The sequence below is a fragment of the Candidatus Chloroploca asiatica genome, from assembly GCF_002532075.1.
Classification (GTDB): Bacteria; Chloroflexota; Chloroflexia; order Chloroflexales; family Chloroflexaceae; genus Chloroploca; species Chloroploca asiatica.
Map to the genome: position 1 here is coordinate 35406 of NZ_LYXE01000085.1, position 21288 is coordinate 56693.

11 protein-coding genes are annotated in these 21288 nt (G+C 60.3%); 1 reads left to right on the plus strand and 10 read right to left on the minus strand.

The annotated features are described in order from the left end of the window. Nucleotides 1–273: 273 nt before the first annotated feature. Nucleotides 274–2367, plus strand: a complete 2094-nt coding sequence (gene ligA / locus A9Q02_RS10110; protein WP_097652531.1) for an NAD-dependent DNA ligase LigA — start codon at nucleotides 274–276, stop codon at nucleotides 2365–2367. On the opposite strand, the gene A9Q02_RS10115 is transcribed toward ligA, so the two are convergent. The 10 genes from A9Q02_RS10115 to A9Q02_RS10160 all read right to left on the minus strand — a co-directional run bounded on the left by A9Q02_RS10115 (nucleotide 2350) and on the right by A9Q02_RS10160 (nucleotide 21222). After that, nucleotides 2350–5100: a tetratricopeptide repeat protein gene (locus A9Q02_RS10115; protein WP_097652533.1), complete on the minus strand. Its 2751-nt coding sequence runs from the start codon at nucleotides 5098–5100 to the stop codon at nucleotides 2350–2352. The two genes, ligA and A9Q02_RS10115, sit on opposite strands and share 18 nt — an antisense overlap. Before the next feature lie 36 nt (nucleotides 5101–5136). Beyond that, entirely contained in the window at nucleotides 5137–6906 is a 1770-nt protein-coding gene (locus tag A9Q02_RS10120; RefSeq protein WP_097652535.1) for a tetratricopeptide repeat protein, read from the minus strand. A 12-nt stretch (nucleotides 6907–6918) separates the two neighbouring features. Next, entirely contained in the window at nucleotides 6919–8133 is a 1215-nt protein-coding gene (locus A9Q02_RS10125) for a glycosyltransferase family 4 protein (protein WP_097652537.1), read from the minus strand. A gap of 56 nt (nucleotides 8134–8189) precedes the next feature. Beyond that, on the minus strand, nucleotides 8190–9398 hold the full coding sequence (locus A9Q02_RS10130; RefSeq protein WP_097652538.1) for a class I SAM-dependent rRNA methyltransferase: 1209 nt from the start codon (nucleotides 9396–9398) through the stop codon (nucleotides 8190–8192). 1 nt (nucleotide 9399) lies between these two features. Continuing rightward, nucleotides 9400–10641 (minus strand): glucose-1-phosphate adenylyltransferase family protein, encoded by a 1242-nt coding sequence (locus A9Q02_RS10135; protein WP_097652540.1) that lies wholly within the window; start codon nucleotides 10639–10641, stop codon nucleotides 9400–9402. Between the two features lie 11 nt (nucleotides 10642–10652). Further along, nucleotides 10653–11906 carry a glucose-1-phosphate adenylyltransferase gene (locus tag A9Q02_RS10140; protein WP_097652542.1) on the minus strand — a complete coding sequence of 418 codons (1254 nt, stop codon included), beginning with the start codon at nucleotides 11904–11906 and terminating at the stop codon, nucleotides 10653–10655. A gap of 170 nt (nucleotides 11907–12076) precedes the next feature. Beyond that, the gene (locus A9Q02_RS10145; RefSeq protein ID WP_097652544.1) at nucleotides 12077–12946 is read right to left on the minus strand and encodes a DUF2085 domain-containing protein; all 870 of its coding nucleotides are present in this window, start codon (nucleotides 12944–12946) and stop codon (nucleotides 12077–12079) included. Between the two features lie 5 nt (nucleotides 12947–12951). After that, a complete protein-coding gene (locus A9Q02_RS10150; RefSeq protein WP_097652545.1) occupies nucleotides 12952–14004 on the minus strand; it encodes a C39 family peptidase in 1053 nt (350 codons plus the stop codon). 119 nt (nucleotides 14005–14123) lie between these two features. After that, the gene (locus A9Q02_RS10155) at nucleotides 14124–20996 is read right to left on the minus strand and encodes an SdrD B-like domain-containing protein (protein ID WP_172450852.1); all 6873 of its coding nucleotides are present in this window, start codon (nucleotides 20994–20996) and stop codon (nucleotides 14124–14126) included. A gap of 13 nt (nucleotides 20997–21009) precedes the next feature. Continuing rightward, nucleotides 21010–21222 carry a hypothetical protein gene (locus A9Q02_RS10160; protein WP_097652549.1) on the minus strand — a complete coding sequence of 71 codons (213 nt, stop codon included), beginning with the start codon at nucleotides 21220–21222 and terminating at the stop codon, nucleotides 21010–21012. Nucleotides 21223–21288 lie beyond the last annotated feature (66 nt).

The window sequence follows — 21288 nt, forward strand, 5'->3', positions numbered from 1 at the left end:
CCAGTTTGCCCCAATCCAGGGTACAGGTTTTGGTGTAGACTAGAGGGGAGTGCCTGCGGCAAAGTTTCTCGATGATTTGACGCAAAGGCGCAAAGGGCTTTCGCACTATAATAGAGCAGTCCTAGACAATGTGCGGCTGAGGAGTGCTATAGCAACCCTAACGGGTTTGCAAAAGCGGTTGTATGCTTGCTCGCGGCGTAGCCGCGAGCAAGCATACAGCACCTTCACAAATGAGTTAGGGTTGCTATATACCAATAACCAGGAAGATCAAGTATGACGATCACAGAAGCTCGCCACCGGGTTGAAGAGTTACGCTCGGTGCTTGATGAGGCAAATTATCGTTACCATGTGCTTGACGATCCGACGCTCAGTGATGCAGCGTATGATGCGCTGATGCGCGAGTTGCGCGGGCTTGAAGCGACGTATCCTGAGCTGTTGACGCCGACGTCACCGACCCAGCGGGTGGGCGCACCGGCGTCTAGCCAGTTTGCCAAGGTGCGCCATCCGCAGTTGATGCTCTCGCTCGAAAATGCGATGAATGAGCACGAGTTGCACGAGTGGCATGTCAATCGGGTACAGAAGTTGCTTGGCCCCGAGACACCGGTTTCGTTTGTGGTTGAGCCAAAGATTGATGGCTTGGCGATTGCGCTAACGTATGAGCACGGCCAGTTTGTGCAGGGGGCAACCCGTGGCGATGGCGAGATTGGTGAGGATGTCACCGCGAATCTGCGCACCGTCAGAGGCATCCCGTTGCACTTGCGCCCCCCGGCGAGCGGGACGACCCAACTCTCGTTGCTGGATGAGCCTGGCCAAAGCGGGCCTGAGCGTGATGCACTGGGACTCCCTTCCGCTATCCCCGCGCGGATCGAGGTACGCGGCGAGATCTATATGCGTACAGCCGCTTTTGAGGCGTTGAATGAGCGGCTGGCGAGTCGTCGCGAGAAGCTGTTTGCGAATGCCCGCAATGCCGCCGCTGGTTCGTTGCGCCAGAAAGATCCGTCGATCACGGCTGACCGCCCGTTGCGTTTCTTTGCCTATGCCGTTGGCCCCTTTACAGGGGTCGAACTCGCGAGCCAGTGGCAGACATTGTCGTATTTGCGTCGGCTTGGCTTTCCGGTGAACCAGGATGTGCGCTATTTTGAACGCTTTACCGATGTGGTGACCTATTGCAACGCCTGGATGGAGCGTCGCGATCAGCTGGCGTACGAAGCCGATGGTGTGGTGGTCAAGGTAGATGATTTTGCTCAGCAGCGCGAACTCGGGGTGGTGCAACGCGATCCCCGGTGGGCGATTGCCTTCAAATTTCCGGCCCGCGAGGCGGTGACGCGGTTGCTTAACATTGTGGTCAATGTCGGTCGTACCGGGGTTGTGACGCCAAATGCCGAGCTTGAACCGATTGAGCTTGGTGGGGTCACGGTGCGCAATGCGAGCCTGCACAACGAGGCGTATCTTCGTGAGCGTGATATCCGGCTTGGCGATCAGGTGATGGTCAAACGGGCTGGCGATGTGATTCCGTATGTGGTTGGCCCGGTCACGGCGAGTCGAACTGGCGATGAGCAGGTCTGGGCCTTCCCTGAGGTTTGTCCGGCCTGCGGCACCCCGCTTGAGCGTCTGGAGGGTGAAGCGGCGTGGCGGTGCCCGAATTTTGGCATTTGTCCGGCGCAACTGGTGCGACGGATCGAGCATTTTGTCAGCCGGAGCGCGATGGATATCGTCGGCATTGGTGAGCGCCAGGCCGAACAGTTTGTGAGTCTCGGCTGGATTCGTGATGTCGCCGACCTCTATCGTCTGACGCCCGAACATTTTGCGGGTGTGGAGGGGTATGGAGCGAAGCGGGTCGCGAATCTCTTGCAGGCGATTGAAACCTCAAAGCAACGCCCGCTTGAGCGGGTGATTGTTGGTCTCGGCATTCGTTTTGTGGGCATTGTTGCCGCGACGACGCTTGCGACCCATTTTGGGAGTCTCGCGGCCTTGATGGAGGCGCAACCGGCTGAGATTGAAGCCATTGAAGGGATGGGGCCAGTGGTTGCCGCCAGCGTGAGCGAATTCTTTCAGCGCCCCGAAAACCGGGAACTTGTTGACCGACTGCGGAGCGCCGGGTTGCAATTGACTGGTGCTGCCCCACGTGAACGCGCCAGCGATAGCCTTGTTGGCAAAACCTTCGTCTTGACCGGGACGCTGCCGACGCTGACGCGTGAAGCAGCGGCTGAGTTGATCAAAAATCATGGTGGTAAGATCAGTGAAAGTGTCAGCAAAAAGACCAGTTATGTGGTCGCCGGGGCGAGTGCCGGTAGTAAACTGAGCCGTGCGGAACAACTCGGCATCCCCATTCTCAGTGAAGAGGCGTTGTTAGCGCTGTTGCTCTAAGACGCGCAGACGCTCGATGACGGCGAGGTCTTCGCGTAACCGGGCATTGTCAGGTTCAATGGCAAGCGCGACGCGGAGGCATTCTCGTGCGTCGTCATAGCGTTGCATCTTGGCATAGACGAACCCGAGCGCACGGCGGATCGTTACATCACGCGGCTCTTCGACGATGGCTTCTTCCCAGGTTTGGGCCGCCAGGTGCCACATCCCTCGCTTGCGGTACTCAAGGCCACGTTGATAGCCCTCTCCCGGCATGGTCAGACCCGTGCTTGTGATCCGCACCATCCGTGCGAAAAAATCGTCCATGCTGAGCACGCTCAGCATGACACTTAGCACGAGCAACACGAGCGCCCCGATGCCCCCTGCGAGGGTCGTGATGATCATGCCTAGCAGCGGAACGAGGATCGCGATGCCAGTGAGGGTGGGGGCAAAGATCGCGACCATGACCGTGATGATGCTGAAGAGTAACCCGATGCCATGCGCGATATAGGCCCACGGGCGTCGTTGCCAGAGGCCAGCCATGATCACCAGTGACATGCCTGTTACCAGGATCAGCCCGACCAGGCTTGCTGGTGATAGCATCGCAGCGCTTGCTTCACCGCCATTGCCTGGAATGCCAAGCAGGGCGAGCCCACCAAAGAGGCTGATGCCAAGCGCAAATAATCCATTGATGCCATAGAGCCCGAGGAGGATATTCAGCGCTAGCGAGCGTTTTGTGCGTGGGCTTTTGCGGAGTACAAGATCCTTCTGGCATTGGCGACATGTTCGGTCAGAAATGTAGGTTTGCGTACCACAAAATGGGCACGGATCATCAATAAGCTTTGGCGCTAAGGGTACCCCAAACGCTCGTTTTTTCGGCGATGCTTTGGCTACGGGTTCTGGCGTGGTTGCCTCAGGTACAGGAGCATCAGCGTCGCTGAGCGTTTCGGGGCTCGGTGCGGCGGCTCGTAGTTGCTGAACCCTTGCAATGCGCTCATCGATACTCGGCCACGCGCTATCCTCTGGGGTGGCTTGTGCTGAGTCTGCGGCTTGATCCGATGAAGAGGGAGGAAGACTGAGCCATTCAGAAGCTGAGGAGCCTTGCGCTGTCATCGCATCAAGGCTGAGCCAATCAGACGTGTTTGATGGGGCTTCATCGCGAATGGGTTCGGCTTGGTTCGCTATCTCAGATGCACGAGGCTCATCACGGATGGGTTGGGCTTCCAGGCTGAGCCAGTCGAGAAGGGAGTCCTCCGTGCGCTCGCGGGGTGCTTCCGGCGCGGTGGGCGTGGCCGGCGGGTCCAGATTGAGCCAGTCGGGCACCGGGACATCAGCCGGTGCGCGGGGCGTCTCAGGTTCGACGGGCGTGGCCGGCGGGTCCAGATTGAGCCAGTCGGGCGGCGGGACATTGGCCGGTGCGCGGGGCGGCTCAGGTTCGACGGGCGTGGCCGGCGGGTCCAGACTGAGCCAGTCGGGCACCGGGACATCGGAGGGCTCACGGGGCGTCTCCGGCTCGGCGGGCGTGGCTGGTGGGTCAAGGCTGAGCCAGTCGGGAAGGGAGTCCTCCGTGCGCTCACGGGGCGGCTCAGGTTCGACGGGCGTGGTTGGCGGGTCCAGACTGAGCCAGTCGGGCACCGGGACATCGGAGGGCTCACGGGGCGTCTCCGGCTCGGCGGGGGTAGTGGGTGGGTCAAGGCTGAGCCAGTCGGGCACCGGGACATCGGAGGGCTCACGGGGCGTCTCCGGCTCGACGGGCGTGGCCGGCGGGCCAAGATTGAGCCAGTCGGGAAGGGAGTCCTCCGTGCGCTCACGGGGCGTCTCCGGCTCGGCGGGGGTAGTGGGTGGGTCCAGACTGAGCCAGTCGGGCACCGGGACATCGGAGGGCTCACGGGGCGTCTCCGGCTCGGCGGGTGTGGCTGGTGGGTCCAGGCTGAGCCAGTCGGGAAGGGAGTCCTCCGTGCGCTCACGGGGCGGCTCAGGTTCGACGGGCGTGGTTGGCGGGTCCAGACTGAGCCAGTCGGGCACCGGGACATCGGAGGGCTCACGGGGCGTCTCCGGCTCGGCGGGTGTGGCCGGCGGGTCGAGGCTGAGCCAGTCGGGAAGGGAGTCGTCCGTGCGCTCGCGGGGCGGCTCAGGGTCGGCGGGCGTGGCGGGTGGGTCAAGGCTGAGCCAGTCGGGCACCGGGACATCAGCCGGTGCGTGGGACTGTTCATGAAGACCCGGAGGGGTATCAATGTCAAGCCAACCAGGAAGGGGCAGTTCATCCTGTGAGGAGACAGGCATCACTTCTTCGTCGGGTGACTGAGGCATCGAGCCCTTGTTTGTCGAGAGCGGCGTATTAAGCCAGCGTGCCAACCGTTCCGAACCTGCGGGGGTATGGGCCTCGCGAAAAATGGCAGGGTCGGTTGGCAAGGGGACATTCACAAGCCATTTCGGCAGACCCGGACGTTGGGAGGGGCGAAGCGCTTTGCTTGCCGGCTTGATGGGCGAAGCGGGAAGCACTGCATCTGGGGGATAGGCCGCATTGAGGCGCTGGAGATCATGGCGCGCTGCCGCATTCGCCGGATTAAGGGCCAGCACATTTTCGAGACAGGTACGGCGCTCTTCCGGCTCTGCCACCACTTCGGCCAGCCAGAGCCACGCGAGCTCATTCGTTTCGTCCGCTTCAACAATCTCCAGAAGCATCGCTTCAGCTTCACGAGCTTGCCCATGGCGGGCTGCCTCAATTGCTTGGTTCAACAGATCGGGCATGTTCATCGAGGCACTTCCTTACATAAGGATCGCGAGGCAAGGCTAGTGGGGTGACAACGAATGATCACGCCTAGCCTTGTTTGCCAGACGCGTCACCAGAGCAAGATCTTCACGTACCTGTTTATTCTCAGGATCAAGCGCAATGGCTGTCTTGAGGATATCAATAGCTGCATCATAAAGCTTAATCTGGGCATAGGCAAGTCCAAGCGCGCGACGCACCTGTGGATCACGGGGGCTCTGCATCACGGCACGTTCCCAGGCGTGGGCCGCCATAAACCACATTCCATTATCGCGATAGAGCAGACCGAGGTTATAGGCATCGCTACTCGTCATCAAACCTGCGGTGGTCATGCGTACACGCCGTCCAAAAAAATCGCCATAACTGATGAGGGTCAGCGCGACGAGGGCCACGATGAAGCTAAGCCCGCCGAATGAGCCGGCTACTTCAGCACGTGCCAGCCCAAGGAGTGGGAGCACATCGCTCATGAAGCGCATATTGGGACTGACGAGCATGCCGAGGATGCTCGCAATAACCAGGCCGGTACCAACCATATGCAACAGATAGGCCCAGGCGCGTTTGCGCCACAACCCGATCATGATACCAAGGGTAAGCGCAGTAAAGAGAAACCTGGCAACCATTGGGATCGTATTGATCACCGGAAGTTCCCGTTCAGCCAAACTTGCCTGCAGCACAATGATCAGAATTGAGAAAATCGTCAAGACGACCTGACCAACCACAAGCAGGGTATTCATACTATACAGTGCAATCAAAAGATTGAGCGCCACTGAGCGTCGTGTCTCGGGCCGTTCCCGAATCATCAGGTTCGTGTTGCATGATGGACAAGCGCGATCCGCAAGTCGGGTAGTTGCCCCACAAAAGGGACATGGTTCTTCCGCATCGGCCTTGTCGGTTGCCGCATGGCTGGAGGGGATGCTCAAGAACGAAGATGGTGCTGGCAGTAGTACAATTGGACGATTATCATTCGTCACCGGGGAGGCAGCGGCTGGCGGACGCTCGGACGAGACCGGGGTGGAGACAAAGATATCGTCGGCGTGACCGTTCCTTAGACGTGAGGCAAACGGATCTGCTCCAGCGAGCGTCTTTGGTTCGCGAGGTGGCTGGGCTTGCGGTGCAGGCTCGGGCTCTGGATCGGCTTCAACAGGGTCTTGCGGCTCAGGGACAAGGGTTTCTAGCCATGTGGCGAGCTGTTCTTGCTGGCTGGCCAAGGGTGCTGAATGATCACGGGTCGTTCGTTGACCCATTGGTGTTGTCGTAAGTTGCTCGCTCGTCAACCAAGCGGGGAACACCTCGAGTAACTCACGGTCAGGCTGAAAAGGCTGCGTTTCATCGTGGTCGGGGTGAGGTACAGGGTGCGCCTTTAAGGGGAATGTCGGCTCCTCGCCCCGTGCGCTGGGAAGGCGCGGCCCCTGATCAACCTGAACTGAGTGAGGCGCAAGCTTCTGGTCAACAAGCCAATCAGGCAAGCGCTGATTGACATCAGAGAGCATGAGATCAAGCCATTGCGCAGAGGAGGCATCTGGTTCAGCTTCAATCCAGGAAGGAATGGCCGACGTGCCCTGGAGAGCGGCCAGATTGCGCTGGGCATAGGCATTGGCTGGATTGATCATCAAAACATTTTCGAGGCAAATCCGGCGTTCTTCTGGTTCATCAACCAGTTTTGCGAGCCAGAGCCATGCCTGTTCGTTCTGTTCATCGGTCTCAAGCAGAGTGAGGAAGCGAGCTTTCGCTTCATCGATCTGGCCGTCGTGGGCCGCCAGAATAGCCTGCGCAAGGAGTTCAGTATGCTTCATTGCAAATATCCTTTACGTCACAGGCAACTCCTTTCCCCATGACGTGGTATCCCATTCGTTCAAAACCTGCTGATAGACCGCAAGGGTCAGCCATGCAATGCGTGACCAGGTATAATAGTCGCGGATCTCATTGAGTGCAGCCCCCGCACGCGCACGTGCGATCTCAGGTCGATCGAGGGTCGCAATCACCGCATCAGCCAGCGCACCGGGGTTGTCAGCGGGCACGATCAGGCCGGTAATGCCGTGTTGTACCACTTCGGCGAGGCCACCTGCATCACTGACAATCAGCGGACAGGCATTGGCGAGTGCCTCAAGCGCCACAATCCCAAACGGTTCATAGAGTGACGGAAAGATCGCCAGATCGGCTGCATGATAGAGCCGGTCGCGATCTTCATTGGTAATAAATCCGGCAAAGCGTACGGTCGATCCGATGCCGAGGGCAGCGGCACGGGCCTTCAACGCTTCAAGATAATCACCGGTACCTGCAATGACGAGCCGTGCCAGCATCCGACGGCTAATATTGGGCCAGGCATCAAGCAGGGTATGGAGACCCTTTTCAAAGACAATGCGCCCGACATGAAACACCATTCGTTCATCATCGGCAACATAGCGGCGACGAAATTCAAGCCAGTGTTCCGCATCATTAAACGGAGAACGACCGATATTTACCCCATTTGGCACAATGTCAATTTTATCGGCAGGGGTCTGAAAATAGTCTTGCACCTGACGAGCCATAAAATGAGAACAGACAATCAGCCGCCATGCCTCATACGAGAGATGCCATTCCAGGTCATTGATCCGATGGGCTGCGAGACTATGGAGCCCGCCGCGCCCACGACCGCGTTCCGTCGCGTGGATCGTGGCGACAAGAGGGATCTTCCAGTGATGTTTAAGGGCTGTCCCGACGTCGGCCCCCAACCAATCGTGGGCATGAATGAGATCAAAGCGTCCGGCGGAGGGCTGCAACGCGAGCGCCGCCTGGATCAGCAACTGATTGGTATGGGCGACAAAGCCAGGGAAATCAGCCCGCGGCATCTCGGGAACCTCAACCCGATGAATCGTAATCCCCTGATTTGTCTCGTTGAGTGCCCCCCCACTCAACCGTGGGGCAAGCACTGTGACCTGAACCCCATGAGCGGCAAGGGCAGGTACGAGTTCAGCGACGTGGCGCCCGAGGCCGCCGATGATGTAGGGAGGATACTCCCATGCAATCTGGAGCACGTGCATAGCATAGGGAATTATAGCACCCCCGTGTCGGTATCACAAGGAGTGAGCGAACCTTTTCAGGATACAGGCAAGGCGCGAGCCACGACAAACTTCAGGTAACGCCCTTCTGGAAACCCAGCCGGGACGGGATGGTCGAGCGGTTGGCCGGTCTCGTGGAGGATTTGCAGGCGTGTGCGGGTTTGGGTCGCCGCTTCGGCGAGCATGCTCCGGAAATGTTCAGGGCTCATCTGGCTCGTACAACTGGCCGAGACCAGCAAGCCTCCGGGTTCAAGGCAGCGGAGGGCCAGACTATTGAGGCGCGTATAGGCGCGTGAGGCTGCGTGCGAGCTACTCTTTTGGCGGGCGAAACTGGGAGGGTCAAGAATAAGCACCTGGAACAACTGGCGCGTTTTGGCATAGCGATCGAGGAGGGCAAAGCAATCTTCGGTAACAAAACGATGGTTTGCGGCGGCCATCCCATTCAGCGCAAGATTGGCATCGGTAGCCTGGGCAAGGCCGTGACCACTATCGACACTGACGACCCTGGCGGCCCCTCCACGCAGAGCATAGAGCGAGAAAGCCCCGGTATAGGCAAAACAGTTCAAGACCTCGCGTCCACTGGCGAGGCTCTCGACCAGACGGCGATTTTCGCGATGATCGAGAAAGAGCCCGGTCTTCTGCCCACGCAAGAGATTGGCGGAGAGAAAGAGGCCGTGTTCTTGCACCACCAGTTCATCTGGTGGCATCTCGCCCCAGAGTAGGCGTACCCGGTGGGGGTGATCGGGTACCGAAGAAGGCTCATCAGTACCTTCCTCGGTCACACGTTCACGTAACACAATGCCACGCAGGTCACGATCGCAGGTGAGGAGGGCCGATACGACGAGCGGAACAAGTGTCTGCACGCTTTCGGCATAGGTTTGGAGCACGACATAATCGCCATAGCGATCGGCAACGAGGCCGGGCAAGCCATCGCCTTCGCCATAGATCCAGCGATAGGCGGTGGTTGCGCTCTGCTCGCGGAGCGGCGCACGCAGCGTCCAGGCGTCCCAGACGCGATCGGCGACCCAGGCAGCATCGGGGCACGAAGCGAGGCTAAAGATGCGCAGAGCAATTGCGCTCTGCGCATCCCAGAGGCCATAGGCCAGCAGATTGCCACAGCGTACCTGCACCCAGGTACCCGAAGGCAAGCGGTCGCCGCCGCGCACATGATTGCGATAGACCCAGGGATGGCCCTGGGCGAGGCGCGCCCGGAGGCTCGCTTCAACCGTAACCTCAGGTAGATTCATCTCAGAGGGTCGCGCCACTGGGCACCGTGCCGTTTTTGGGAAACGCCTGCGCCGTTAAGCGCGGGCTGATCGCGACATTGCGTCCAATCGTGAGACCTTCGGGCACGTGCGTATGGGTACCAATCAACGTCAGGCCGGTATTCAACCGTTCGGGGGCCTGTTGATTCGGCGTTGTCGCATTGCCTTCACCAACCACCGTGCCCTTGCTAATCCGAACTTCCTCATCAATAATGCAGCGATCGACCACAGCGCCTTCGCCGATCCAGGCATCGCCCATAATAACCGAATCGCGTACGATCGCACCGGGGGCGACATAGACGCCAGGCGAGAGCACCGAGCGCACGACGGTGCCATAGACACGGGCGCCGTCACTCAAGAGGGCATTTTCGACCTGCGCGGTTGCGCCTAACTCGACGCCAGGGCGATAGGTACTGGCGGTATGAATGACCCACTCGGGATCATAGAGATCGAGGGCGGGCGACTCGGCGAGCAGGGCCATATTCGCCTCATAGAAAGCCTGGAGCGTCCCGACATCAGCCCAGTAACCCTGGAAATGGTAGGCATAGGCATTGCAGCGAGTGACAATATTGGGCAAAATATGGCGCCCAAAATCATTATCACGGCTATTCTTGAGTAGATCGAGCAGAAACTGCTTACGGAAGACATAGATACCCATCGAAGCGAGGTTTGACTGAGCGCGGCGGGGCTTTTCTTCAAAGCGATCGACGCGACCATCGCCACCGACGGCAACGATGCCATAGCGACGGGCCTCGTGAGGACTGACGCCACGGACAGCCATCGTCACATCGGCCTCACGCTCTTTATGGAGTTCGAGCAACGGACGGTAATCCATCTTGTAGATGTGATCCCCGGCGAGCAAGAGGACGGCATCAACCTGTTGATCTTCGATGAGATCGAGATTATACCGAACGGCATCAGCTGTCCCGCGTTGCCAGCCACCGCCATCGGGGGTAGGCGAAGGATGGAGCACGCGGAGCCCACCGTGGGCGCGGTCGAGATCCCAGGGGCGTCCAACGCCGAGGTGGGCGTGGAGCGAACGGGGGCGATACTGAGTGAGCACCCCGACATTATAGATACCCGAATTGATACAATTCGAGAGCGTAAAATCAATAATGCGATACTTGCCCGCGAACGGCACCGCAGCCTCGGTACGCTCGGCGGTCAAGATCGAAAGCGCGGGCGAGTCACCGCCAGCGAGGATCAGCGCGAGTGTGCGCAGCATAGAGTTACCTCCTAAATCGTTTCGCCGGATGCCACCTCGCGCCCGGGGAAGTGAGCCTCGTCGCGATCCGCATTGATCACCACATTGCGCCCGACGATCGTCCCTGGGGGGATATGGGACGACTTGCCAACCACGGTAATGCCCGTATTGATCTTATCGGGTTGAGCGCGGTTCGGCACGGTCAGATCGTCCCCGCTTCCGAGATGCACCCCGGCCCCCACGACGACCTGCTTATCAACAATCACGCGGTCAAGCACCGCACCGGGGCCAATCCAGGTATCATTCATCACGACGCTATCGCGCACAATCGCGCCTGGTGACACATAGACCCCTGGCGAGAGCACCGAGCGTTCCACCGTCCCGCGGATGGTACACCCATTGCAGATAATGGCCTGGTTGACCTGGGCCTGTGGCCCAATTTTGGCGGGCGGGCGTTCTTCGCTGCGGGTACGGATCAGCCAGTCGAGATCGTAGAGATCGAAATCGAGGGCGGGATCAAGCAACTGGAGACTTGTCTCCCAATAGGACTGAATGGTACCGACATCAACCCAATAGCCATCGAAGCGGTGGGCATAGACGCGATCTTCGGCGAGCATCGCAGGGATAACATTTTTGCCAAAATCAATGCGCGGCTGATTCTCCTGGCCTTCCGAGAGGCGGCTGATCAAGACATCGGCATTGAAGACATAGATGCCCATCGAGGCGAGCGTGCCCTTATCGCGGTCTTTCGGTTTTTCACTAAACTCAACAATGCAATCCTCTTCATCCACCGTCATAATGCCAAAACGATCGGTTTCGTCGAGGGGCACATCCATGACCCCAACGGTCAGATCGGCGCGATGACGGCGGTGAGTCTCAAGAATCGCATTGTAGTCCATCTTGTAGATATGGTCGCCCGACAGGATGAGCACCAGATCGGCGCGGCACTCGGTAATAAAGTTCAGATTCTGATAGATCGCGTCCGACGTTCCGCGGTACCAACTCTGCTCATTGCGTCCCTGGTAGGGTTGGAGCAACCGGACACCACCGCGGGCGCGGTCGAGATCCCAGGGCTTGCCGATCCCAATATGGTCGTTGAGCGAATGAGGGCGATACTGGGTCAAGACACCAACATCAAAAATGCCCGAATTGACACAGTTTGAGAGGGTGAAATCAATGATCCGATATTTGCCAGCAAAGGGGACTGAAGGTTTGGCTCGCTTCTCAGAAAGCACACTGAGCCGGGTGCCTTCCCCGCCAGCCATGATCATTGCAACGACGCGCATAATTTCCCTTCCATTGTGACACACCAGTGATCTGCCACCATGCTACCGACGGATGCCAGGTCAACCGTGAGTGACCTGAGACCACTGCCGCTGTGAAGTGGCTCATTCCGCCGATTGTTCTTCAGGGCTAAGCTGATTGTACCCGCAATTGCGTGATGGTGCAATTGTGCCTAGCCCCCGGCAAAACGGAGCCAGGCGAGGCCGCCGGTAAAGAGCCCGGTGGTAATCAAGGCGACACAGGCCGGGCGGGCGAGTTGGGTGAGCCGCGTGATCGCATTGCGGTAGCCCATCACGCTGGCAGCGACGAGCAGGTGCATCGTGAAGAGTTCGCTGAGGATGCCGATGACGCCAAGGAACGCGAGCGGCCAGAAGAGCCAATTGAGCCCGCTGTGGGCAGCGACGACAAAGATCCCGTTGAGGCCAAGCAGGGCGATGAGATCACTCCAGTCAAGTACAGCACGGGTTGGCTCGGCATTCGCACGCAAGACCCGGTTGAAGACAAAGAGGATGATCGGCGTCAGGGCCAGCCCAAAAAGTGCCCCGGTGATCGTGCGCAGGTCGTTGCGGGGGGGATAGAAATAGACGCGCCCGGTATCTTCGAGCAGCGAGTTGACCCCATCGCCGACCATGGTCAGCATAAAGAGACCCAGGATGAGCATGATCGGGCGTGAGGGTAGGGCCGCCGCGCGCCCGAGGCCTCGTCCGAAGAGGTACGCGAGCGAGATGAGGTAGGTACTGTAGATGCCAAGATTGCGCGCACAGACGGGCAGTGCACGCCCGTCGATGACGATCGTATGCTTCTGGGCAACCAAGCCATGCACCGTCGCATAGAGCTTCCATTCGAGCGTCGCGCCTGGCCAGAAGAAGAGCACCAGCAAGAGTGCCGCAACCATGGCAAGAAAGAGCACCTGCCAGAAGCGTTCACCCGCCTGGATGCGCTCGACACGCGCCTCACGGGCCTGCTGTTGCGCACTGCGCTCGCGTTCGGCAATGCGCTCACGCGCCAGTTCGATAATTTTATCAGGTGACTCTTGGCTCACAGATCTTACACCCAGGCATCATCTGCCGCTGGCTCGGGCCGCGGCCACCCCGGCGGATAGATAAGATAGACGGTTCCCGCTGAAGCCCGTTGCCAGCACGTCAAGAACTGATCGGCGCGGTAGGAACGCAAGACTTGCCCTTCTTCATAACTTGCTGGTTCAGCGGTCAAGACGCGCCCCTGGGCAAAACCGCGTACGAGCGTGAGATGCCCACTACTCGGCACGAGGGCACCTTCGAGCTCGCCCTCGTGCCAGCCGAGGCTGACGATCACCGGGACACCTGCGGTGATCCAGCGGGCAAGTTGCGCCAGGCTCTCGAGGCGGGTGACATAGGCGGTCAGCCCGTGTGCGGCGGCAAAAGCGGTATTGAACGCCCAGTTACCGGTACCCTGCCAGGCGGGATCGTTGACCATTGGTACCACCAACTCGGTGACACAGGCTGGGTCGCGGAAGGGTGCAAGGCGCGGGTCACCGGTCTGTTCGTGCCAATATGCCAGGGCCATCGCAAGGGCAACCGGGCTACACCAGCCTTCGCCGCCGACGTAGGCGTACTGCGGCAAAAGCAACGGCATCGGCAGCGCAGTCTCGGGGAGCGCCTCGGGAAGCGACGAAGGAGGCGTTGCGTTCGAGGTCACACAGAGCGTCAGGGCCTCAAGGTCGGGCATGTCGGCCCCGGGCTTGCCACCGAGCACGATCCGCGGGCGCACGGTCACTGCGGGGGCCGTGATGACCAAGGTATCGGTTGCAACGGAAGCAACGGGGGTGCGTTGGGCCGCAAAGCTGGTGCGTTGCGAACCTGCGCGTGCGTCATCCCAGCGGCCCATGCGATACAGTGAGGGCGGCTCGTGCGCTGCTGTCACCTCGAGTTGCACCTCAATCCAGCTCTGCTCAGGCGTATCAGCGGCCCACGACGGAATCAGCTCACGCGCACCGGCAAAAGTTAACTCAGGCCCAACGAGCACAATGCGTGCAGCGGGATCGTCGGCGACGGTGGGGGCGGCACGTTGCCAGCCTGCAAGCTCATCAGACGACCAGGATCTCCATTGATGACGTGACATACGGAAGGCTCGTCCTAGCGCAAACCCTCATAGGTTTGGCAAAGCGTTGGTGTGGTTGCTCGCGGCGTAGCCGCGAGCAACCACACAGCATCTTCATATTATACGATAACCTTCCCCGCTTATCGGGCGATCAGTGGGAGCAAGACCCTGAAGTCTTGCTGACTCAGTTCAGCGATGGCACCGATGCCAACGGCTGTTCCGCGATCTTCTTCAACGACAACCGTCGCCACGTCGGTTGTCAAACCGTCTGGCAGGGTAACGGTGAAGCTGTAACGACCTGGGGCCACGTTGATGAACAGGAAGCGTCCATGGGGGTCGGTGGTAACCGTTTGCGCCTCGATGGTCACGGTCACGCCGGTCAAGGGTGTTTCCCACGGCTGACGGATGCCGTCGCCGTTGGTGTCGTGCCAGATGGTGCCGCGCACAGTGCCGATGTCAACTGCGGCCAGAGCCAACCCATTGCCAGTGTCTGGCCCAACGGTGATCGTTTGCGGGGCAATGCCCGTCCAGATGGCGTCTACTTCGTAGCTGCCGGGGTTTGGCTCCCAGAAGAGGAACTGCCCGGCAGTTAGAACCGTTTCAGCGGCAGTGCCTAGGGTGACGCTGATGGCGCTTTGCAGCAGGGGTTCGTCGGCTCCGCGACGGCCGTCGCCATCCCAATCCTCGTAGATAACGCCCACCACTGGGCCAACCGGCTGGAGTGGCAGACCGATGAGGCCACCGTCAGTCAGGGTGACCGTTTGCGGCGGCAGGGGGGCGTAGCCGTCTGATGGCGTCACGGTGAGCGTATATGTACCATCGGGTAGGCCGTGGAGGTGGAAACGACCGCTCAGGTCGCTGACCACAGTTTCAAGAACCGGGCCATTTATCTGGACGGTCACCCCGCCGATGCCGCGTTCGTTGCCGCTGCTTCCTTGACGTCCGTCGCCGTCGTTGTCGGCAAAGACTGTCCCGATAAAGGCCCCGCTCACACGGAAAGCGATGGGTGGCAGGATCACGTCCGCGCCATTCACGAACAGCGTCCGTTCAGTCGATCCGACCACCGCATATCCTGGCGGTGGCGTAATCGTCAGCAGATGCGTGCCGTCGGGCAGACCGCTCAATTCGCCAAAACCGTTGGGGCCGGAAACGGCCGTTAACCCATGTATCCGAAGCTCGGCCCCGCTCAACGCCAGTTCGCCCGCGTCCCAGGTTCCATTGCCGTTATCATCGCGGAAAGCGGTCCAGGTAAGTGAAACGTGAGGGATTGGCTGTTGACGATTAACCATTGACGGTTGACTGTTGACGGTTAGTTGGAGGTCTTTCTGCACCACCCCCGATTGCAGGAAAAAGCCACCGGCGGTCGGCCAGCCGCCGTAGCCCGGCACAATGTAGACCTGGTCTTGCGTCACGCCGGGAGTATCCACCACGCGCAGGCAGAAATAGGTGTTGTAGCTAATCGGCCCGGCAAAGAGCCAATAGTTGCCACTGTTGTCGCTGTAGCCTTCGCCAAAAATGGGCGGATTGCTCTGGTTGCAGCCGGCGGCCGCCGGGGTCGTATTTTGCCATGGATAGGCGATGATCGTCGCCCCGGCTAACGGCGTTCGGTTGTAGAGCGGGCCGGTGAAGACCTGGCCGTAATAGCGGTTTTTCGTCTCGGTGCCAGAGGTGACAGGCACATGATAGTAGCCAATTTGTAGATTCAGCGGCTGACTAGAGAGGGTAAACCAGCCCGGTGACTGGGTGATGGCTACGCCCACGTTGCCGCTGGCGGCGGTGCTGTTCAGAGCCAGGGCATACTGCACGTTTGCCTGTAAACCGGACAGGCTGAACGTGCCGTTGGCGGCCGGTTGGATGGTTGCGGTGGGCAGCCCGGCGTCATTGATCAGGGTCAGGCTGAATTCGTTCGACCCTTGTTCAGCGCTGCCCTTTACGCCGTTGAAGTTGGCGTCGTAATAGACCAGTCCGTTGACCGCGCCCGCCGGATAGACGACCAGATTTTGCTGCACGCTTTGCCCCGCGCTGTAGTTGACCAGCGGCTCTGCACCGGGCAAATAGCCGGGCGGGACATCGAGCAGGCGCAGCCGGTAGGGGCCGGGACTGACATTGTGGAAGCTGAAGTTTCCAGCCGTCCAGCAAGTACTGCTTTGGCAGCCGGTGCTGCTGGTAATGGCCAGCCGCGTTTCGTTGCTGGTCAGGTGGCGCAGTTCAACGGTGAGGCCGGCCCAACCGGCGCTGCTGCCGCTGGTTTGTACTTGGCCGTGAATGCCGCCGCTCACCTGTACCGGCAGGCGCAGCGTGGTGGCCGCCCCCTGATTGACAACGGTCGTTACCGGCAGCCCCACCATCACCTGATAACCGGCGGCCGGGGTCACGTTAACCGTAACAGTGCCCGCGCCCAGGTTGAAGGCGGCCCCATTTGGCCCGGTGGTCAACTGCTGCCCGTTGGCGGTCACGGTGAAACTGCTCAAGATTGGCTCGCCCGTATCCCAACCCCCGTTGCCGTTGAGGTCGTGGAAGGGTTGGACGATGAGGCTGCCCAGCGTTTGTACCGGCAACCAGGCGGGGATGCCGCTGCGTAAGACAGAGACACCGTTAGGATGCACTGCCGCTGTGCCCTGGGCCAACTGGCTCACCCTGGCGCAGCCGACGGCGTTATTCAGAACAGAATGGAACGTTGCCAGACCGCTGCTGTTGGTAACGGCTGTCGCCACCGGCGTTTGGGCCGCGCCGCAAGGCGCATCATACAGAGTCACGGTAACGCCGCCGAGTCGTTGTTCGGCCACATCCGGCGCGTCATTGCTGTTGCTGTCTAGGAAAACGAGGACGCGCGGCTGCTGGTCGTTGGGCAGCAGGGGATAATTGGCCGTGACGCTGACATCGCTAAATGGCACAGAGACAATTTGCTCCAGATTGACGGTATAGCCGGTGGGCGGCGGGGAGAGGATGAGCCGGTATTGGCCGCTGTTTAATTCAGAGAAGAGATAGTTGCCCTGGGGCGAACTGGTTTTGGTCGCCACCGGCTCGCCGTTCAGCGTTTCCAGGCTCACGCTCAGGCCGCCGACGGGGGTGTCAATTTCGGGGTTGTAACGGCCGTCGCCATCCAAATCGAGATAAACACGGCCGGAAATCGAGGCGTCGCCAAAACGGCGGTAGCCAAAGAGCACCTCCTCCACGCCTACTTGCAGCGTCACCTGCCGCTCCTGCGTGGTAGCGGTGGTGGGGAAGTAGCCGGACGGCATCTCAATGACGGCCCGGTAGTTGCCCGCCGCCAGGTTGGGGAAGCGGAAATAGCCGCTGACCGCGCTGTTCAACTGCTCTGTTTCGGTGGAGGCCACCAGATTGTAATCAGCATCGTACAAAGTAACGGTCAGCCCGTTGGCTTCCGGGTCGTTACATTCGCCCAGGCTGCATTGGCGCGTGCCGCTGCTGTTGGCGTCCAGAAAGGCGTAGCCGCGCATGTCGGACACGTTGGGCGTGGGGTTGTAGGGATAGTTGACAACGGTCGTTGTCTCAGCGGCCAAGATCACATTTTCCTGATAGACCGGCCAACTGGCCTCGTCGGGAATCAGGCGGACTTCGTAGCTACCCGCCGCCAAACCGATCACGGTATGGTAGCCGCGAGCCGCCGCTTCATAAACGAGCGTGCCGGGCGCTGTGCCCTGGTCGTCTTCCAACACGCGGATCTCAATCACGCAGTCGAACCGGTCGCTGAAGTTGTTGAGCAGGCCGCGAATGCAGATGGTGCGCATAGCCTGATCCGGATTGATGCCAAAGATGACCGAGGCGGCGGTGTTGTCGGCGATAACGGCCGTTCTTTCGCCTGGGTTGACCGTCGTTTCCGGCGGCAGGGTGGTCAGGTTGGGGGTGATGGTGTATAGGCCGGGCGTCAACGCATCCAGTTGGATCAAGCCATCGGGGCCGGTGGTGTGGGTTTCGCTGCTGCCACTCTCGTGGCTGACGGTGAATTCCACGCCGCCGACCGGTGTCTCCAGAAAGCCGGTGGCCTGGCTGAAATAGCTGTGGCGGGCGTTGATCGTCAAGCGTCCCAGAAAGTAGAGCGTCCAATCTTGCGTATGGAAGCCGCTGCCGACTGTTAGCTGACGAGTCAGTTCGCCGTCGGCTGGGAAATAGAGAGCTGGGGGCAGCAGGCGCACCGTATAATCGCCGGGCGGCAGGGGGCCGAACTGGTAGCCGCCGCTGCTGCTGGTCGTTGTGGTGGTCAACGCTGTGCCGTTCGGCTGCTCCAACTGCAAGACGACGTTGTTGAGGCCCTGGCCGCTGCTGTTGACGACGCTGCCGCCAATGGTTCCGCCGGGCAGGAAGCCGAGCAGAGCGCTGCTGACCTGGTTGGCGCTGACGGCCACAGCATCTACCACCAGCGTGGCTGGAAAGTAGCCGCCGGGGGCGTTGGACTGCACGGCGTAGCTGCCGGGGGCCAGGTTGTTGAAGGCGTAGAGGCCGTTGCTATCCGTTGTGGTTGTACCGATTTGCGCCCCATTTTGCCAGAGAGTGACGGTCAGACCGTTGAAGGAGGTTTCGTCCAGGTCGGGGAAGTCGTCGGCGTCGGCGTCGGCCCAGGCGCGGCCCACGATGCGTCCCTGTCCGGCGGCGGGGGCGGTAATCAGGCCGAAGTCGGCCACCGCGCTGCCCTGCGCGGGCAGCGGTAGACTGAGGGGCGCTTCGCTGGTGGCGCGGTGACCGGCCAGCGTGGCGTTCAGATCGTACCAACCGGACGTCTCGGTATCAATGCGGTAACGGCCGTCCCCATCGCTGCTATCTTGTAAATTACCGCCGGGGCCAACGGCCGTCACCGATACGCCCGCCAGACCGGTTTCACCCAGCCCCAAACGGCCGTCGCCGTCGCCGTCGTACCAGACCAGACCGGCAAAATTCGGCCGTTCCCAGATAGTGACGGGCATGTTGAAGGTGGCGCTGCTAGCGGGGTTAACGGCCGTGACCGTCGCCGTATACACCCCGGCCGCAGCGTAGATATGATCCACGTGCGAGCCATTAGCGGTGCCGCCGTCGCCAAACTGCCAGAAGTAGAAGACGTTGCTGCCCTCGCTGACGGCTGCCGAAAAGAGAATCGATTCCCCGGCAAATACGGGGCCGCTGTTGGCCGCCTGCAAGCCAACAATGCCGTCTTCGGGCGGCGGCGGCTCGTCCAGGGCGCGAATCATCACCTGGTTGCCCTGGTAGAAGGGTTGAAAGTAGATGTCGGAGGGGTCGGGAACTGTGACCTGCACCTGATCGAAAAAGCGGGTGCAGCCCTGGCTGCACGTCATGACGACGAATTCGTCGCCGACCTGGATGGCATCCACAAACTCGCTGTCAATATGAATGGCCAGGTAGCCGCGCAGCTCGGTCGGACTATCGCCATTGATCCGCAACTGGCCATACCCCACGCCCGGCTGCGGATCGGCGCTGACCAGCCTGGCGTAGAGCTGGCTGGTATCGGTCAGGGTCAGGTTGCCGTTGATCTGGACGATACCGGCCTCGTAGCTGCCGTCTGCGCCAAAGCCGAGGAAAATGGCGTTGTCAATCTCAACATCGGCGTTGATCACACCGTGCCCATAGATACGGCTGTTTTCAAACATCAGCGGCGCCTGGGAGTGGACAACGCCGTCGTTCAGGATCAGGCGCGCCCCCTCCCAGGGCTGGCTCAGGCTGGCGTGGCGAGTAAAGCGCAGGCTACCTTCCTGGACGTCAATGACGCCGCTGTTTTCGATGGCGATGCCCTCGATGATCGCCGCTTCGGTGCCGGTTTTGATCAGGCTGCCCTGGTTGTCAAAGACGCCATGCACCGGATCTGAGCCGCCCAGCCGGTAACTCAGCAGCCGCTCGCCCTGAATCTCGAAGTTCGCATCGGGATGGTTGACAAAGCGGGCGGTGGGATGGCGTATGTAGAAGGTGCCGCTTTCGTAAACGGCCGTGCCATAATGGTTGACGATCCCCCTCTGGGCAATAACCGATGGGCCAGAATGGAGCGTGATACCGCCTAAAACGTTCAGCGTGAAGTTTCCGGTCGCAAATTGCTGGCCGATAGCGCCGGTATGCCAGTCGAAGGTATCGGCGACCGTCAGGCTGCCGTTTATCCCTTCAATGAACTTGCCCGATCCGCTCTGCATATGCAAGCTGCCGGTAAAAGCGTCGGTATTGATGCGCAAGCGGCAGGGGCAACTGGTGGCGTCGCTGACGCGGGTCAACCCTTCTACCTCATAGGTCATGCCAGCTTGCAACGTCCAGGCGCCATTGCCGGGGAAGCGTACTTCGCCCGCGCCCGTTACCGACGAGTCCGGGTGGAAATGATGGCGATGACCGGCAAATTCAATTCGGGCGCCGGCGGTGACTGTAAAGCTGCCTTCATGGGGATCGGTCGCATTGCCTCCCGGCAGGCGCAGTTGCCCCTGCTGCACCTCCACGACGCCGCGATTGACCATCGGCACGAAACTGCTGTTGAAGTCAGCCAGGCCGCCGCCAATCTTGATTAGCGTGCCGTCATTGACGATGCGGAGCGTTTCGTTGCTGCTGTTGATCAATCCCACCCCGCCGGAGACCGTGAAGGTAGCGCCGCTGGCGTTGTGGAACTGCCCCCAGGTACTGCCGCCGCTAGGCAGACGCAGCCGCCACGAACCGGACGTCCATTGGCCGCTGCCCGCGTTGACCAGAGTTAAATGCGCCACTGATTTTTCGCCGCCGTCCAGCAGCAGCGAATCGGTCGCCGTCAGGGTCGTGGTGACGCCGGGGCCGTTGAGAACGCCGCCGGAGAAGTGGAGACCAGACACGGTGATGTCGCTGCTGATATTGACCTGACCGGCGCTGATAACGGCCGTGTCCCCCACACCCGGTACGCCGCCGCCGCAGCCGCTCCAGTTGGCCGGGTCGCTCCAGTCGCCCGTAGCTTGAGACCAGGTGCATTCCGCTGCCTGAACGGGCCAGACGAAGAGCAGCAAGCAACTAGCTAAGATCGCGAGCAGCGTACCTGGATGACGCACTATACGTTTGAACATACCGACTCCCATCTTATTTCTCTCCCGCTTTCTCATCCTGTTCTGGCATTGCGATCATAGTCTGTACAATCTGCGTGAGGGCGTGCAACCCGCGCACATAATGCACTTCGCCGCTATGCAGATGTTGAATCTGGCCTCGCCATTCAGCTTCGCCTTGGGCGGTCTCTTCACGCCAGAGGCGGATGAGCAAGCTGTGTCTGATGCGCCCTGACTCCGCGTTGTGCATACGAGCGCTCTCCTCCCTCAAAAGCTGATTAACCAGAGCGGATGCGGCCTGCCCGCGCTCCCAGGG

Excerpts from the sequence above, each read along its gene's own strand:
- A9Q02_RS10120 (WP_097652535.1), bottom strand. The coding sequence starts at position 6,906 with ATGAAGCATACTGAACTCCTTGCGCAGGCTATTCTGGCGGCCCACGAC.
- A9Q02_RS10150 (WP_097652545.1), bottom strand. The coding sequence starts at position 14,004 with ATGTCACGTCATCAATGGAGATCCTGGTCGTCTGATGAGCTTGCAGGC.
- A9Q02_RS10155 (WP_172450852.1), bottom strand. The coding sequence starts at position 20,996 with ATGTTCAAACGTATAGTGCGTCATCCAGGTACGCTGCTCGCGATCTTA.
- A9Q02_RS10125 (WP_097652537.1), bottom strand. The coding sequence starts at position 8,133 with ATGCACGTGCTCCAGATTGCATGGGAGTATCCTCCCTACATCATCGGC.
- A9Q02_RS10115 (WP_097652533.1), bottom strand. The coding sequence starts at position 5,100 with ATGAACATGCCCGATCTGTTGAACCAAGCAATTGAGGCAGCCCGCCAT.
- ligA (WP_097652531.1), top strand. The coding sequence starts at position 274 with ATGACGATCACAGAAGCTCGCCACCGGGTTGAAGAGTTACGCTCGGTG.
- A9Q02_RS10140 (WP_097652542.1), bottom strand. The coding sequence starts at position 11,906 with ATGCGCGTCGTTGCAATGATCATGGCTGGCGGGGAAGGCACCCGGCTC.
- A9Q02_RS10130 (WP_097652538.1), bottom strand. The coding sequence starts at position 9,398 with ATGAATCTACCTGAGGTTACGGTTGAAGCGAGCCTCCGGGCGCGCCTC.
- A9Q02_RS10135 (WP_097652540.1), bottom strand. The coding sequence starts at position 10,641 with ATGCTGCGCACACTCGCGCTGATCCTCGCTGGCGGTGACTCGCCCGCG.
- A9Q02_RS10160 (WP_097652549.1), bottom strand. The coding sequence starts at position 21,222 with ATGCACAACGCGGAGTCAGGGCGCATCAGACACAGCTTGCTCATCCGC.